This window comes from Streptococcus sp. 1055 (assembly GCF_013276815.1).
GTDB classification, from domain to species: domain Bacteria; phylum Bacillota; class Bacilli; order Lactobacillales; family Streptococcaceae; genus Streptococcus; species Streptococcus pseudopneumoniae.
Genome location: NZ_VMLT01000086.1, coordinates 1 through 11,830, shown reverse-complemented (window position 1 = coordinate 11,830; position 11,830 = coordinate 1). Strand labels below are relative to the sequence as shown.

General features: G+C 38.4%; 20 protein-coding genes, 1 tRNA gene and 1 pseudogene. 18 read left to right on the top strand and 4 right to left on the bottom strand.

All coding sequences use genetic code 11. The features are described 5' to 3' along the window. Window positions 1-86: 86 nt before the first annotated feature. From HT699_RS07730 to tatA, 6 genes are all read left to right on the top strand, one after another. The gene (locus HT699_RS07730) at window positions 87-446 is read left to right on the top strand and encodes a hypothetical protein (protein ID WP_007284914.1); all 360 of its coding nucleotides are present in this window, start codon (window positions 87-89) and stop codon (window positions 444-446) included. 107 nt (window positions 447-553) lie between these two features. After that, entirely contained in the window at window positions 554-1,426 is an 873-nt protein-coding gene (gene efeO / locus HT699_RS07725) for an iron uptake system protein EfeO (RefSeq protein ID WP_023941325.1), read from the top strand. A 5-nt stretch (window positions 1,427-1,431) separates the two neighbouring features. Further along, window positions 1,432-2,646 (top strand): iron uptake transporter deferrochelatase/peroxidase subunit, encoded by a 1,215-nt coding sequence (efeB, locus tag HT699_RS07720; protein WP_172930447.1) that lies wholly within the window; start codon window positions 1,432-1,434, stop codon window positions 2,644-2,646. Beyond that, window positions 2,621-4,309: an FTR1 family protein gene (locus HT699_RS07715; RefSeq protein WP_172930446.1), complete on the top strand. Its 1,689-nt coding sequence runs from the start codon at window positions 2,621-2,623 to the stop codon at window positions 4,307-4,309. The genes efeB and HT699_RS07715 overlap by 26 nt, the downstream gene beginning before the upstream one ends. Then, complete coding sequence (tatC, locus tag HT699_RS07710; RefSeq protein WP_172930445.1) at window positions 4,310-5,041, top strand: twin-arginine translocase subunit TatC; 732 nt, start codon at window positions 4,310-4,312, stop codon at window positions 5,039-5,041. Then, the gene (gene tatA / locus HT699_RS07705; protein WP_000512107.1) at window positions 5,025-5,195 is read left to right on the top strand and encodes a twin-arginine translocase TatA/TatE family subunit; all 171 of its coding nucleotides are present in this window, start codon (window positions 5,025-5,027) and stop codon (window positions 5,193-5,195) included. Before tatC ends, tatA begins: the two co-directional genes overlap by 17 nt. A 134-nt stretch (window positions 5,196-5,329) precedes the next feature. Here tatA and HT699_RS07700 read toward each other — a convergent pair whose 3' ends face one another. The 4 genes from HT699_RS07700 to HT699_RS07685 all read right to left on the bottom strand — a co-directional run bounded on the left by HT699_RS07700 (window position 5,330) and on the right by HT699_RS07685 (window position 7,414). After that, window positions 5,330-5,689, bottom strand: a complete 360-nt coding sequence (locus HT699_RS07700; protein ID WP_023936126.1) for a type II toxin-antitoxin system RelE/ParE family toxin — start codon at window positions 5,687-5,689, stop codon at window positions 5,330-5,332. After that, window positions 5,679-5,963, bottom strand: coding sequence for a type II toxin-antitoxin system RelB/DinJ family antitoxin (locus HT699_RS07695; RefSeq protein WP_050208398.1), 285 nt, complete (start codon window positions 5,961-5,963; stop codon window positions 5,679-5,681). Before HT699_RS07695 ends, HT699_RS07700 begins: the two co-directional genes overlap by 11 nt. A gap of 177 nt (window positions 5,964-6,140) precedes the next feature. Beyond that, entirely contained in the window at window positions 6,141-6,383 is a 243-nt protein-coding gene (locus tag HT699_RS07690; protein WP_000710764.1) for a type B 50S ribosomal protein L31, read from the bottom strand. 95 nt (window positions 6,384-6,478) lie between these two features. Further along, window positions 6,479-7,414: a bifunctional oligoribonuclease/PAP phosphatase NrnA gene (locus HT699_RS07685; RefSeq protein ID WP_054388226.1), complete on the bottom strand. Its 936-nt coding sequence runs from the start codon at window positions 7,412-7,414 to the stop codon at window positions 6,479-6,481. Between the two features lie 103 nt (window positions 7,415-7,517). Between HT699_RS07685 and HT699_RS07680 the strand changes: the two genes are divergently transcribed. The 12 genes and pseudogenes from HT699_RS07680 to HT699_RS12190 all read left to right on the top strand — a co-directional run. After that, window positions 7,518-7,961 (top strand): flavodoxin, encoded by a 444-nt coding sequence (locus HT699_RS07680; protein WP_000241950.1) that lies wholly within the window; start codon window positions 7,518-7,520, stop codon window positions 7,959-7,961. A 115-nt stretch (window positions 7,962-8,076) separates the two neighbouring features. Continuing rightward, window positions 8,077-8,343, top strand: a complete 267-nt coding sequence (locus HT699_RS07675; RefSeq protein WP_057487582.1) for a chorismate mutase — start codon at window positions 8,077-8,079, stop codon at window positions 8,341-8,343. Beyond that, window positions 8,340-8,714 carry a fluoride efflux transporter CrcB gene (gene crcB / locus HT699_RS07670; RefSeq protein WP_000712098.1) on the top strand — a complete coding sequence of 125 codons (375 nt, stop codon included), beginning with the start codon at window positions 8,340-8,342 and terminating at the stop codon, window positions 8,712-8,714. Before HT699_RS07675 ends, crcB (HT699_RS07670) begins: the two co-directional genes overlap by 4 nt. Further along, window positions 8,708-9,037, top strand: a complete 330-nt coding sequence (gene crcB, locus HT699_RS07665) for a fluoride efflux transporter CrcB (RefSeq protein ID WP_000237416.1) — start codon at window positions 8,708-8,710, stop codon at window positions 9,035-9,037. The genes crcB (HT699_RS07670) and crcB (HT699_RS07665) overlap by 7 nt, the downstream gene beginning before the upstream one ends. Window positions 9,038-9,155: 118 nt before the next feature. Beyond that, a complete protein-coding gene (gene rplS / locus HT699_RS07660) occupies window positions 9,156-9,503 on the top strand; it encodes a 50S ribosomal protein L19 (RefSeq protein ID WP_001068669.1) in 348 nt (115 codons plus the stop codon). A 40-nt stretch (window positions 9,504-9,543) separates the two neighbouring features. After that, window positions 9,544-9,615, top strand: a tRNA-Arg gene (locus tag HT699_RS07655). A gap of 272 nt (window positions 9,616-9,887) precedes the next feature. Next, on the top strand, window positions 9,888-10,076 hold the full coding sequence (locus HT699_RS07650) for a type II toxin-antitoxin system HicA family toxin (RefSeq protein ID WP_023941316.1): 189 nt from the start codon (window positions 9,888-9,890) through the stop codon (window positions 10,074-10,076). Between the two features lie 57 nt (window positions 10,077-10,133). Continuing rightward, the gene (locus HT699_RS07645; RefSeq protein WP_000921490.1) at window positions 10,134-10,511 is read left to right on the top strand and encodes a type II toxin-antitoxin system HicB family antitoxin; all 378 of its coding nucleotides are present in this window, start codon (window positions 10,134-10,136) and stop codon (window positions 10,509-10,511) included. Window positions 10,512-10,600: 89 nt separating this feature from the next. Continuing rightward, window positions 10,601-10,762, top strand: coding sequence for a type II toxin-antitoxin system RelB/DinJ family antitoxin (locus HT699_RS07640; RefSeq protein WP_000077979.1), 162 nt, complete (start codon window positions 10,601-10,603; stop codon window positions 10,760-10,762). A 45-nt stretch (window positions 10,763-10,807) separates the two neighbouring features. After that, window positions 10,808-11,122: a nucleotidyltransferase domain-containing protein gene (locus HT699_RS07635; RefSeq protein ID WP_000263130.1), complete on the top strand. Its 315-nt coding sequence runs from the start codon at window positions 10,808-10,810 to the stop codon at window positions 11,120-11,122. Next, window positions 11,103-11,477: a HepT-like ribonuclease domain-containing protein gene (locus HT699_RS07630; protein ID WP_001257560.1), complete on the top strand. Its 375-nt coding sequence runs from the start codon at window positions 11,103-11,105 to the stop codon at window positions 11,475-11,477. Before HT699_RS07635 ends, HT699_RS07630 begins: the two co-directional genes overlap by 20 nt. 1 nt (window position 11,478) lies before the next feature. Next, window positions 11,479-11,830, top strand: a pseudogene (locus HT699_RS12190) (site-specific integrase); the annotation flags it as partial.

Here is an 11,830-nt window from a genome sequence, read left to right as displayed (position 1 = left end):
GTGATAAAGTCGGGAGTTTGATATATCCTGATATACACTATGATTGTGATATAATAGTTGTGGAATAACGGAGGAAATTATGGATCATGAAAAAAATCGGTCAGATTACCGATGAAGTAAAAGAAATTTTTGATATTGTTCTTGAAGCGAGCGACATAAAGGTCAACAAAGACGGTTTGAGAAGCCATATGATAAAAGGCCATCACAATGATGTGATTCATCATATTGAAGACCTGGAACTCATACTAAGGAACCCAGATTTCGTCGGCATCAATCCACGAGAGAAAGACGCCAGTTTTGAATATGTAAAAAGATTTGATAATAATGTTCTTGTTGCGATTAAGTTGCGATTAAGTTACATAAAAGTGGTGATTTCTTTTATGTTCCGACCATGTATCGTTTACAAGATTACAAGTTACAAAGTCGTATTAAGTCTGGTAGATTGAGAAAACATAACATTAAATTGTCTGAAAATTTATTGAAAAATGAGTGAAAACATGGTATAATGAAACGTAAAATGAATTCAGGTTTCCTGAACTGATAGGAGTATACAATGAAAAAACTAGGTTTTGTCCTTTTATCTTCAGCCTTGCTATTGACAGCTTGTGCTAATAACCAATCTAAGCCAAGCAATACGAGTGATTCGTCCAAGGTGACAGCCTTGTCTGAAGACAAGCAAAAAATGCTTGATAAGGCTACTGCTGACTATAAGACTTTTGTGCAAGACCAAATCGATAAACTGTTGACAGATACAGAAGGCTTTGTCAAACTGTTGAAAGAAGGTAAGTTAGAAGAAGCTAAGAAGGTCTATCCACTGATTCGTATGTCTTATGAGCGTTCAGAACCGATTGCCGAGAGTTTTGGTGAGTCAGATGTCAAGATTGACTTCCGTTTGGCAGACTACATGGACGAAAACAAGACAGAAGAGGGATGGTCAGGTTTCCACCGTATTGAGCGTATCCTTTGGGAAGACAATACAACTAAAGGAACTGAAAGCTATGGTGATCAGTTGGTCAATGATATCAAGGAATTGAAAGCCAAGATTGCAACTGTTGATGTGGACTACAAGGTTATGCTGACTGGGGCAGTCGACTTGCTTAACGAAGTTGCAACAAGTAAGATTACAGGGGAAGAGGAAATTTATTCTCATACAGACTTGTATGACTTCCGTGCCAATATCGAGGGAGCTGAGAAGATTTTCCAACTCTTTAAACCTTTGCTTGAAAAATCAGACGCTAACCTAGTTAAAGAATTGGAAGCGGACTTCAAGTCTGTCAATGATTTGTTGGACAAACACATGACCGACAAGGAACACTACAAGCTCTATACAGATTTGACAACAGAAGATACCAAAGAATTGTCAGAAGCTGTGACAAAACTTGGTGAGCCTCTATCACAAATGGGTAAATTTCTTAGTGGAGAATAAGAGTCATGACTGAAAAAGACGAAAAGTTTTTTGAGAAGAAAATGGACCGTCGAGAATTTCTAAAAAAAGCAGGGATTGGAGGGGCTGGTTTAGCGCTAGGACTCTCTGGTGCTTCTGCTTTTTTCGCACCTAAGCTAGGAAGTCAGGAAAAAATCTCGTACGGAAATGAAAAAATTGCTTTTTATGGCAAGCATCAAGCTGGGATTAGTACGCCCATGCAAAAGAATATCTATTTTGTTGTCTTGGACCTGCATACGACGGATAGAGATAAGATTATCCAGCTATTCAAGGATTGGACGGATTATAGTGCCAAGTTGGTTGAGGGGGAATTGGTCAAAAAAGATGGCCAGAATGCTCTCTTGCCTCCGAGTGATACTGGTGAGACAGTCGGGCTCAACCCTCATCGTTTGACGCTGACTTTTGGTGTGTCTGCGAGTTTCTTGAAAAAGATGAACTTGGAAAACAAGCGTCCTCAAGTTTTCAGGGATTTACCGCCTTTTCCTAAAGAGCAATTGCGTGAAAAATATACTGGTGGAGATATTGTCATCCAGGCCTGTGCAGATGATGAGCAGGTTGCCTTTCACGCTATTCGCAATCTCATCCGTAAGGGGAGAAATACCGTGACCCTTCGTTGGAGTCAGTCTGGTTTTGCAGCTATCGGGGATCGAATGGAGACTCCGCGTAACCTCTTTGGTTTTAAGGATGGAACAGCAAATCCAACCAAGGAGAAAGACTTTGACCGCGTCATTTGGGCTGATAGTAAGGACTGGATGGAAAATGGTTCTTATATGGCAGTTCGTCGGATTCAGATGTTTTTAGAAACTTGGGATCGTACTAGTCTTGAAGAACAAGAAAATACCTTTGGTCGTTACAAGGAAAGTGGTGCCCCTTTCGGTAAGAAAAATGAGTTTGATGAAGTGGATTTGAGTCTTTTGCCTGATGATTCGCATGTTCGTTTGGCTAAGGAAGTGGACAAGCCGCTTTTGCGTCGTTCTTATTCTTACTCTGATGGAATTGATGAAAAAACTGGCCAGTTTGATACGGGCTTGCTCTTTATTTCTTTCCAGAAGGATCCTGATAACTTTGTCAAGGTTCAAACCAATCTAGGCGCTACTGATAAGATGAATGAATACATCACTCACATCGGTAGTGGACTCTTTGCTTGCTTTGGTGGTGTGGAGAAAGGGGGCTACATTGGTCAGAAATTATTGGAAGGCTAAAAGCTGGTTACTAGTTTTAGCTTTGTCACTTTTAATTCTTTCCCCAGTAGGTGCCCAAGAAAGTCTGAGTTTTTACTTTGTGAAAATCACAGATGCTTCTAAAGCGGTCAAAAATGGGAGTCAGTCTGAGGCTCAGAAACTCGTTAAAGAGATGGCATCAGATTTCGAGAGAGTAAAAGACAGCAATTCTGAGGCTGGTAAAGTCGTTAAGGAAAAGCTAGCCCAGTCAGGTGAGATTACTGAAGACAAACTTACCGAAATTTCTTCAGCCTTATTAGCTTTTGAAAAAGAACAAAATCCTGTTGACCTAGATGCGGAAAAGGAAAAATTGGTCAACCGTCTAAGTCCTCGTTTTGAAGCCTTAGAGCAGGCCATTGCCTCCAAAGATTTGGAAAAAGTTCGAGAGGCCTTTAAGAAAATGAATTCCACTTGGACCATCAATGAAAGTGTGGTTCGTGACAATAGTACAGCTCATTATGGACGTGTTGAAACAGCTATTTCCTTCCTGCGTAGTAGCATGGAAACCGAGCCTACAGATTTCAACTCCATCCAGACTTCCTTTGAGGACTTAAAAAAGGCTATTGATGATTTTGTGAGTGGAAAAGAAGTTGCAGAAGCATCTTCTGATTTAAGTCTCAAAGACGGCATTGCCCTTTTGACAAAGGCTTTGGAACAATTCCAAGCTGGTGACCAAGCATCAGGAGCAGCCAGTATGAAGGAATTTATTACTATCTGGCCAACGATTGAAGGTTCTGTTAGCACGACCAATCCTTCCCTCTATACTCGAGTGGAAAGTGAAAGCCCTGTGATTATGGTCAAGGGAAGTGAGAAGGAATACCAAGAAAAATTAGAAAAACTGATTGCAGATTTATCACAAATTGATACTAGCGCACGTTATAATGCCTTTGATGCCATGCTGATTCTCCTGAGAGAAGGGGTAGAGGCTCTCTTAATCGTCATGGCCTTGGTGACGACCTTGAAAGCAGCCAAGATGCGAAAGGGACTCAAGTGGGTTTATGGTGGTGCTATCACTGGAATCATGGCTAGTCTCCTTATTGCTTTTATCCTGCAAATTGCCTTTCCAGCAGTAACATCAGGCTCCAATCGTGAAATCATCGAAGGAGCAGTGGGAATTTTTGCAGTAGCTATGATGATTTTGATTGGAATCTGGCTCCACAGCAAATCCTCGGTCAAAAAATGGAATACCTTTATGGAGTCACAAATGGAAACAGTGACCAAGACAGGCTCCTTTATTTCCATGTTTGCTCTCAGTTTTCTAGCTGTTTTCCGTGAGGGAGCAGAAACCATTCTCTTTTATGTTGGGATTTTACCAAGGATTTCCAGCTTTGAATTTGTCTTGGGAATCTCACTTGCCTTACTGGTTCTGGTAATTATTGCCATAGTGATGAATAAGGCCAGTCAATTCTTCCTGCCACATAAGGTCTTCTTTATCCTGACTTGGATGATTTATGCCCTAGCCTTCAAGATGCTGGGAGTTAGTGTCCATGCTCTTCAGTTGACCAATATGGCACCAAATCACTTGCTGACAGGCTTTCCAACGATCGATTTGCTTGGAATTTATCCAAGTTGGGAAGGCTTGGTCAGCCAGCTAGTCTTTGTTATTATTGTCTTGATTGTCACTTTTAGACAGGGTGAAAAATAGATGGACAGAAAAGAATTGACAATCGTGGAACATCTGGTAGAATTTAGAAAGAGATTATTGGCTGTGGTCATTTGTTTCTTTTTGGTATTCTGTGTCTCCCTACTTTTTGCAGACCAGATTTACCAGTATGTGACCCAATCTTTTCAGCAAAAGTTGATTGTTTTAGGACCCAATGATATTTTATGGATATACATACGTTTGGCTAGTCTGATGGCCTTTACCATCACCTTGCCTTACACGGTGTATCATATTTGGTCTTTCATCAAACCCGGTTTAAAGAAGGAAGAAGCTAGAGCGATTTTTGCCTATATTCCAGCTAGTTTCCTTTGTTTTCTAGTTGGACTGGCTTTTGGTTTTTACTTTGTAACACCAGCCTTACTTCAGGTTTTATTAGGGCTAGGAGAAGGACTATTTGAAACGCAGTTAACAGCCCAAAATTATCTGTCCTTTGTTTTTCAAACGACCTTACCCATGGCTCTGGTTTTTGAATTACCAGTTATCATTGCCTTTTTGACGTCGATTGGCCTCATTGGACCAGAATTATTGACTGCTTATCGCCGATATGCCTATTTTATCTTATTGGTACTCGCAGTCATCTTAACACCAGCTGACTTTGTCAGCGATTTGGCAATGACTGCCCCCTTGATATTACTCTATGAATTAAGTATTGCTATTAGCAAACACATTATGAAACGCAAGCAGAAAGGAGAGAGGAATGGGAATCTTACGTGATATTGGAGCACCAGGATTGATTATCATCGTTTTAGGAGCTCTCTTGATATTTGGACCAAAACGATTGCCTGAACTAGGCGAGTCAATCGGTAAAATGCTATCTGAATTTAAAAAAGCAGTTAAAGGAGCTGAAAATCAAGATAAGGAAGACTAAACCTTGTCTAATAAAAAACTTTGTACTCTGGAAGCCATCGCGTGGCTAGCTAGAGTGCAAAGTTTTTTTATTTTTTAGTTAAAATGAAGACTGTGTTCCTTATAAGTACAAGGTTATTAAGAGAGTGGTGGACATTAAAATGATGATTTTGAGTTTTTGTTATTTTTGCTTTGGAGCAAGGTAACATAGTCACTTTTGGTGTGAAATAAGTGGGAAAGAAAAACAGTTCTTTGAGTCTGGTCGATAAAGTAAAGCAAGATATACTGACCGATAATTTTTCCTCGCGTAGGGTACTTACTGTTGATTTTTAGTCCGATTTTTTCATCTGCATCAAAGCCAGCTTCAGGAAAAGTTTCTAAACTTTTTAAGCCGTCTAAAATTCTGGCTACAGTATTCTTAGCAGACTGAGGTGATAAAAGAACAGTAGTAATGTAGTCATGGATATTGTCAATTGCCTGACTCACTTCAGTAGAAAGACTCACTTTATAAGCCATATCGTAGCCTCATATTGTCTAGGGAAGTTCCTTGTCCGGATTCGTATTCTCTTAAGGAGCGTTCAGATTGGGCTTGTAGTTCCTGAATCAATCGCTCACGATGTATATCTTCTGCAGTTTTTATTGGTAAATCCTGTTCGAGAACAATCTGCTCGATAAAAAGACTAATAGCATCCGTCATAGTCATTCCTTTTTCCTTGATGATAGCTCTAGCTTGTTCCATTGATGACTCATTGATTTTAAAATTGTATTGCTTAGTAAGTGATGTCGTCATGGTATATCTCCAATCTATACTATATATAGCTAGTATATATCTTTTATATTTTTTAGGCAAGAGAAAACTTTGTACTCTAGAAACTATCGAGAGTGTAAAGTTTTTTTAGTTTGGAACATGAAAACAGCAGTTGATTTCAAGAAACAAAAAAGAACAGCCGAAGCTGTCTTTTTATCATTATTTGAGACCGTATTTTTTGTTGAAACGATCCACGCGTCCATCTGCTTGAGTGAACTTTTGACGTCCAGTGTAGAATGGGTGTGAGTCTGATGAAATTTCCACACGGATCAATGGGTAAGTTTCGCCTTCGAACTCAACTGTTTCGTTAGAGCGTTTTGTTGAACCGCTAAGGAATTGGTAACCAGTAGTTGTGTCCATGAAGACAACTGGGCGATATTCTGGATGGATATCTTTTTTCATTTTGCAATATTTCCTTTCTGCCATGGTCTCTTTGCGAGCCATAGATTGTTACCATACTAGTCTATCAGATTCTGAAAAGTTTGGCAAGTATTTTATCAGTTTTTAAGCAAGTTTTTTAACTTTTGGTAGATGATTTCGTTTTCTTCTAGGCTATAGGAATTAGCACCGCTTGCTAGAGGATGGCCTCCACCATCATGTTCTTTGGCAATTTCATTGATAGGATGAATTTTACTGCGTAAGCGAACGCGGTAGTGGCCAACAGCCTGCTCCACAAAAATTCCCCAGAGACTAACACTATCAATGCGTCCAGGTGCACCGACAATGGCTGCAGTTTCAGCATCGGTAACATTAAATTGTTTCAAGACTTCTTGACTCAGGATAACTCGCGCTGCACCATTTTCATCCACTTCCAGATGGTCGTAGATGTAGCCTTGAAGTTTAGCAATTTTGTAACTCATAGTGTCCATTTTGCGAGTGAGAGCCGCAAAGTCAAAGTTCTGTTCTCTTAGATAGGCAGCCAGACGAAGAGTCCGTGCAGTGGTAGAAGGGTAGAGGAAGCGACCTGTATCACCAACAATTCCTGCAAAGAGCAACTCAGCAGCTCGATCTGACAAGGCCAGTTGGGTTGTTTGGGCAAATAGAGTAATCATCTCGCTAGCGCTGCTTGAACTAGTATCCACCCAAGATAGGTCACCATATACATCATCATTTGGATGGTGGTCAATCTTAATGAGAAAATCACCTTGACGATAGCGCTTATCATCGATACGAGCAGTATTAGCTGTATCACAGACGATGACAAGGGCACCTTGGTAGGCACTATCTTCAACAAGATCCATCTCAGCCATCCAAGTTAGAGTTGGTTCATCATAACCAACGGCTTTGATGGTTTTTTCAGGGAAATGATGTTTGAGAAGAGCTTTCAAACCCACCTGACTTCCCAAGGCATCAGGGTCTGGTTTCATATGACGATGAATGATAATCGTGTCGTATTCTTTGATTTTTTCTAAAATTTGATGGCAAATTTCCATAAATAACCTCAATTCTTTCTCATTTCATTGTAGCACAAGAATTTTTATTTTTAAAATGAAAAAGATGTGATATAATGGAGAAAGATAAATTGAGGAGGACGATATGGTATTAGCAAAAATTGTATTTGCCAGTATGACCGGTAATACCGAAGAAATTGCAGATATTGTAGCAGACAAATTACGTGACTTGGGCTTGGATGTCGATGTTGATGAATGTACAACTGTTGACGCTTCAGACTTCTTGGAAGCAGACATCGCTATCGTTGCGACCTATACTTATGGTGATGGTGAATTGCCAGATGAGATGATGGACTTCTACGAAGACCTAGCAGATCTCAACTTGAATGGCAAAATCTACGGAGTGGTTGGTTCAGGAGATACCTTCTACGATGAATTCTGTAAGGCTGTTGATGACTTTGATCGTGTTTTTGTTTCGACAGGAGCAGAAAAAGGTTCAGAATGTGTTAAAGTTGATCTCTCTGCTGAGGAAGAAGACATTGAGCGCTTGGAACAATTCGCAGAAGAATTGGCTGCTAAAGTAGGATAAGTATAAACGTGCGCTGATGTAATCAATCAGTGCATTTTTCTTATCGTGAGTTAGGATTTTACTAGCCTATTTGGTGGCTTTTTGATACAATAATTCAAATAAAGGAGGAGACTGTATGGATTTAGATAGTATTCGTCAAGAAATTGATCAAATCGACGACCAAATCGTCAAACTGTTAGAAGAACGAATGCACTTAGTTGAAGGAGTTGTCGCTTATAAGAAGGCTTCAGGGAAACCGATTTTAGATACTAAGAGAGAAGCAGTTATTTTTGAAAAGGTTAGAAGTCGTGTAGAGGACAAGCGCTATCAGGAGACTATTGTCGCGACTTTTTCGGACATACTCAAACGTTCGCGTGATTATCAGGATCAAAATATCAAATGAAAAAAGAACAATTTTATCCGCTAGGGATTTTTCTAGCTGCTATGTTGGGCGGACTTGTCCGCTACCTAGTTTCCACTTGGTTACCAGCCAGTCCAGATTTCCCTTGGGGCACTCTCTTTGTCAACTATCTGGGAATTTTCTGCTTGATTTATCTTGTCAAGGGCTATCTGGTCTATAAGGGGACTAGTAAGGGCTTGATTTTAGCACTGGGGACGGGTTTTTGCGGAGGTTTAACAACTTTTTCCAGCCTAATGCTTGATACTGTGAAGCTGCTTGATACAGGGCGTTATCTTAGTTTGATACTGTATTTGCTTTTGAGTATCGGTGGAGGCCTGCTTTTAGCTTACTATTTGGGGAGGAAGAAATGGTAATCGTCTATCTTGCAATCGCCTGTGGCTTGGGAGCACTCGTACGGTATTTCTTTTCTCGCTATAATCAAGCTTCTAAATTGCCACTCGGAACGCTCATAGCTAATCTTTTAGGTTGTTTTTTAATTGGAGTATTCTACAATCATGTAGAGTCTAAGGAAGTATATGCTATTCTAGCAACAGGATTTTGTGGCGGTTTAACAACTTTTTCGACCTTGAATGACGAACTTCAAAGACTGCTAAGTGATAAGAAGGTCTTTTATTCTTACCTGACTTTGACTTACATAGGTGGTTTGGTTGCGATTTTTTTAGGAATTTTGCTATAAATTTCTTTACTTTTTTTTAGAAATTTGGTAAACTATATCTTGTGTGTAATGGACGCACAAAAATACAGTTTATCCGCTGAGGAAGATTCCTCAAGATTGACAAAGATAGGAGAATAAAATGAATCCATTAATCCAAAGCTTGACTGAAGGTCAACTTCGTACAGATATCCCATCATTCCGTCCTGGTGACACTGTTCGTGTACACGCGAAAGTTGTCGAAGGTAACCGTGAACGTATCCAGATTTTTGAAGGTGTTGTTATCGCACGTAAAGGTGCTGGAATCTCAGAAAACTACACAGTTCGTAAAATCTCTAACGGTGTAGGTGTTGAGCGTATCTTCCCAATCCACACTCCACGTGTTGAAAAAATCGAAGTTGTTCGTTACGGTAAAGTACGTCGTGCGAAATTGTACTACTTGCGTGCTCTTCAAGGTAAGGCAGCTCGTATCAAAGAAATCCGTCGTTAATTCGACTAAAACTCTGCTTTTTCAGCAGAGTTTTTATCTAGCTCCCTTAGTTCAATGGATATAACAACTCCCTCCTAAGGAGTAGTTGCAGGTTCGATTCTTGCAGGGGGCATAATAAGAAGCGTAAAGAAACATAAAGAATATTCAAAGTGTTTATTTGTAGGCAATCATCACAATTTAGTTTTTTAAAATAGGTTAGTATTTTTGGAATCTTTGACCAAAGTGTGACCAAAATTTGACCAAAAGTCAATGAATATAGAATAAAGTAGATCAGGAAGCTGGTCTATTTTATTTTGTAGTTATTGAGAAAAAGTGGTTTGTTTTAATTTGACTATTATACACATAATGCGTATAATAGTAAGTGTAAGGAGGTAACGAATATATATGCCACTTACAGGTAAAGAAATGGTGAAACTAGCTCTTGAGAATGGATGGGTTGAAGTTCGTCAAAGAGGAAGTCATCATCATTTTAAGAAAGAGGGTTTTTCTTATCTTGTCACGATTCCAGTTCATGGAAATGAAGATTTGGGAAAGGTATTGGAGAGAAAGATTCTCAAAGATTTAGGATTGTAATTTTTACTTTCCTAAGTCTTTTTACATCAGAGGTAGTAGAATGTTGGGGGTAGTAGAATGTTAAAAACGTATCCAGCTATTTTTCATAAAGAAGGAACAGGATATTGGGTAGAATTTCCAGAATTTGGTGGTGGTACAGAAGGAAAAAATATCGAAGAAGCGATGAAAAATGCTCGAGAAATGCTTGAAAATGTTTTAGCTTCTTATATCGATGAAGGGATGGCGTTGCCTACTCCAAGTGATATTTTAAAGATTGAAGTTTCAGATGGTTTTGTATCAATGATTCAAGTTGATCCTGCGCCTTTTGTGAGAAGTAACAAGGCGATTAGAAAGAACGTGACCGTTCCTGAATGGCTAGTTCGTCTTGCTGATCGAGAAAAGATTAACTATTCAGAAGTTTTGGCACAAGCATTAGAGAAGAAGTTGCAAGTTTAAATTTAAAGACTGTATTTATTAGGGAATAAGTTTGATATGTATTGGTAAAAGTGATACAATAGATATACAAGAAGAAAAGGAGAAATGCTATGTCACAAATTGCTGTAAGAGTAGATGATGAATTGAAAAAAGAAGCGACTGCGATTTTTAATGAGTTGGGGTTGGATATGTCAACTGCTGTGAAGTTATTTTTGAAGCAAAGTGTGTTGACAAGAAGTATTCCTTTTGAAGTTAAACTTGATTCTGAGTAAGGTGAAATAAAAGTGTGGATAGATATAATCTAAAGGGGTTCGGTTATGGTTTATACAATAGATCAGATAAAGGAAAAAATTGTTCCTGTTGCTAAACAATATGATTTATCTAAAATTTATCTATTTGGCTCTTATGCTAGGGGCGAAGCTGATGGGAAAAGTGATGTTGATATTGCTTTGGAGTTAGAGGATGATTCTATATATTTTGATGTATATGGTAGACTTTTGACTATTTTTGATGGTAATATAGATATTCTATTGGTTAGTGATTTACTTTCTCCAAAAACAAACATTGGGAAGTTAGTCAAGAAAAATTTTTTGAATGATAGAGAGGTTATTTATGAGAAGTCAATCTCTTGAAACTGATATAGCATATTTGAAGGATATGGTTTTATATCTTGATAAGGCCGATGCTGTTTTGTATAAAGCAAGAAGATATAATTTACCTTTAGATGATGATATGGTAGTTGATTCTATCGCTATGAATTTAGGACAGGTAGGAGAACAGTTATCGTTAGGCAAATTATCAGAGGAAGTAAAACAGAAGTATTCAGATAGGATAAACTGGACTCAGATAAAAGGTTTTAGAAATTTTATTTATCATAATTATTCTAACTTAAATTTTAAAATTATAGAGGGTATATTGAAGGAATCTGTTCCCAAAACGAAAGAATCTTTACACTCGATTATAAGAGAATTAGAAGGTGAATTATAAAATAGAAAATGAAAGAGAAACTCTAAAAACGTATGGAAGATTTGCTAGAAATCGACAAATTTTATTCCTCAAAAAACGAATACTTCCATAAGAGAAATTATTATTGATGAAGATTTAATATCTGTATTGGATGCATTGAAAGAGGAACAAGATAAGGTTCTTTATAATCGTGAAGAATTAAAGAAATATGATTTGGTCTCTTGTGATAGAAGGTATAAACTTTCTACAAATTATGGATTGAATAAATACTTGAAAGTATTTTTATCCGAACTTGGGATAGGTAGCCAAACCATGATAGCAAAAGCAGGCAGGCATATTTACGGTTTATATTTATTAGACTTCCTGCAAAACTA

Coding starts and splice junctions, on each gene's coding strand:
- HT699_RS07730 (WP_007284914.1), top strand. CDS start 87: ATGAAAAAAATCGGTCAGATTACCGATGAAGTAAAAGAAATTTTTGAT.
- efeO (WP_023941325.1), top strand. CDS start 554: ATGAAAAAACTAGGTTTTGTCCTTTTATCTTCAGCCTTGCTATTGACA.
- efeB (WP_172930447.1), top strand. CDS start 1,432: ATGACTGAAAAAGACGAAAAGTTTTTTGAGAAGAAAATGGACCGTCGA.
- tatC (WP_172930445.1), top strand. CDS start 4,310: ATGGACAGAAAAGAATTGACAATCGTGGAACATCTGGTAGAATTTAGA.
- tatA (WP_000512107.1), top strand. CDS start 5,025: ATGGGAATCTTACGTGATATTGGAGCACCAGGATTGATTATCATCGTT.
- HT699_RS07700 (WP_023936126.1), bottom strand. CDS start 5,689: ATGGCTTATAAAGTGAGTCTTTCTACTGAAGTGAGTCAGGCAATTGAC.
- HT699_RS07695 (WP_050208398.1), bottom strand. CDS start 5,963: ATGACGACATCACTTACTAAGCAATACAATTTTAAAATCAATGAGTCA.
- HT699_RS07690 (WP_000710764.1), bottom strand. CDS start 6,383: ATGAAAAAAGATATCCATCCAGAATATCGCCCAGTTGTCTTCATGGAC.
- HT699_RS07685 (WP_054388226.1), bottom strand. CDS start 7,414: ATGGAAATTTGCCATCAAATTTTAGAAAAAATCAAAGAATACGACACG.
- HT699_RS07680 (WP_000241950.1), top strand. CDS start 7,518: ATGGTATTAGCAAAAATTGTATTTGCCAGTATGACCGGTAATACCGAA.
- HT699_RS07675 (WP_057487582.1), top strand. CDS start 8,077: ATGGATTTAGATAGTATTCGTCAAGAAATTGATCAAATCGACGACCAA.
- crcB (WP_000712098.1), top strand. CDS start 8,340: ATGAAAAAAGAACAATTTTATCCGCTAGGGATTTTTCTAGCTGCTATG.
- crcB (WP_000237416.1), top strand. CDS start 8,708: ATGGTAATCGTCTATCTTGCAATCGCCTGTGGCTTGGGAGCACTCGTA.
- rplS (WP_001068669.1), top strand. CDS start 9,156: ATGAATCCATTAATCCAAAGCTTGACTGAAGGTCAACTTCGTACAGAT.
- HT699_RS07650 (WP_023941316.1), top strand. CDS start 9,888: ATGCCACTTACAGGTAAAGAAATGGTGAAACTAGCTCTTGAGAATGGA.
- HT699_RS07645 (WP_000921490.1), top strand. CDS start 10,134: ATGTTAAAAACGTATCCAGCTATTTTTCATAAAGAAGGAACAGGATAT.
- HT699_RS07640 (WP_000077979.1), top strand. CDS start 10,601: ATGTCACAAATTGCTGTAAGAGTAGATGATGAATTGAAAAAAGAAGCG.
- HT699_RS07635 (WP_000263130.1), top strand. CDS start 10,808: ATGGTTTATACAATAGATCAGATAAAGGAAAAAATTGTTCCTGTTGCT.
- HT699_RS07630 (WP_001257560.1), top strand. CDS start 11,103: ATGAGAAGTCAATCTCTTGAAACTGATATAGCATATTTGAAGGATATG.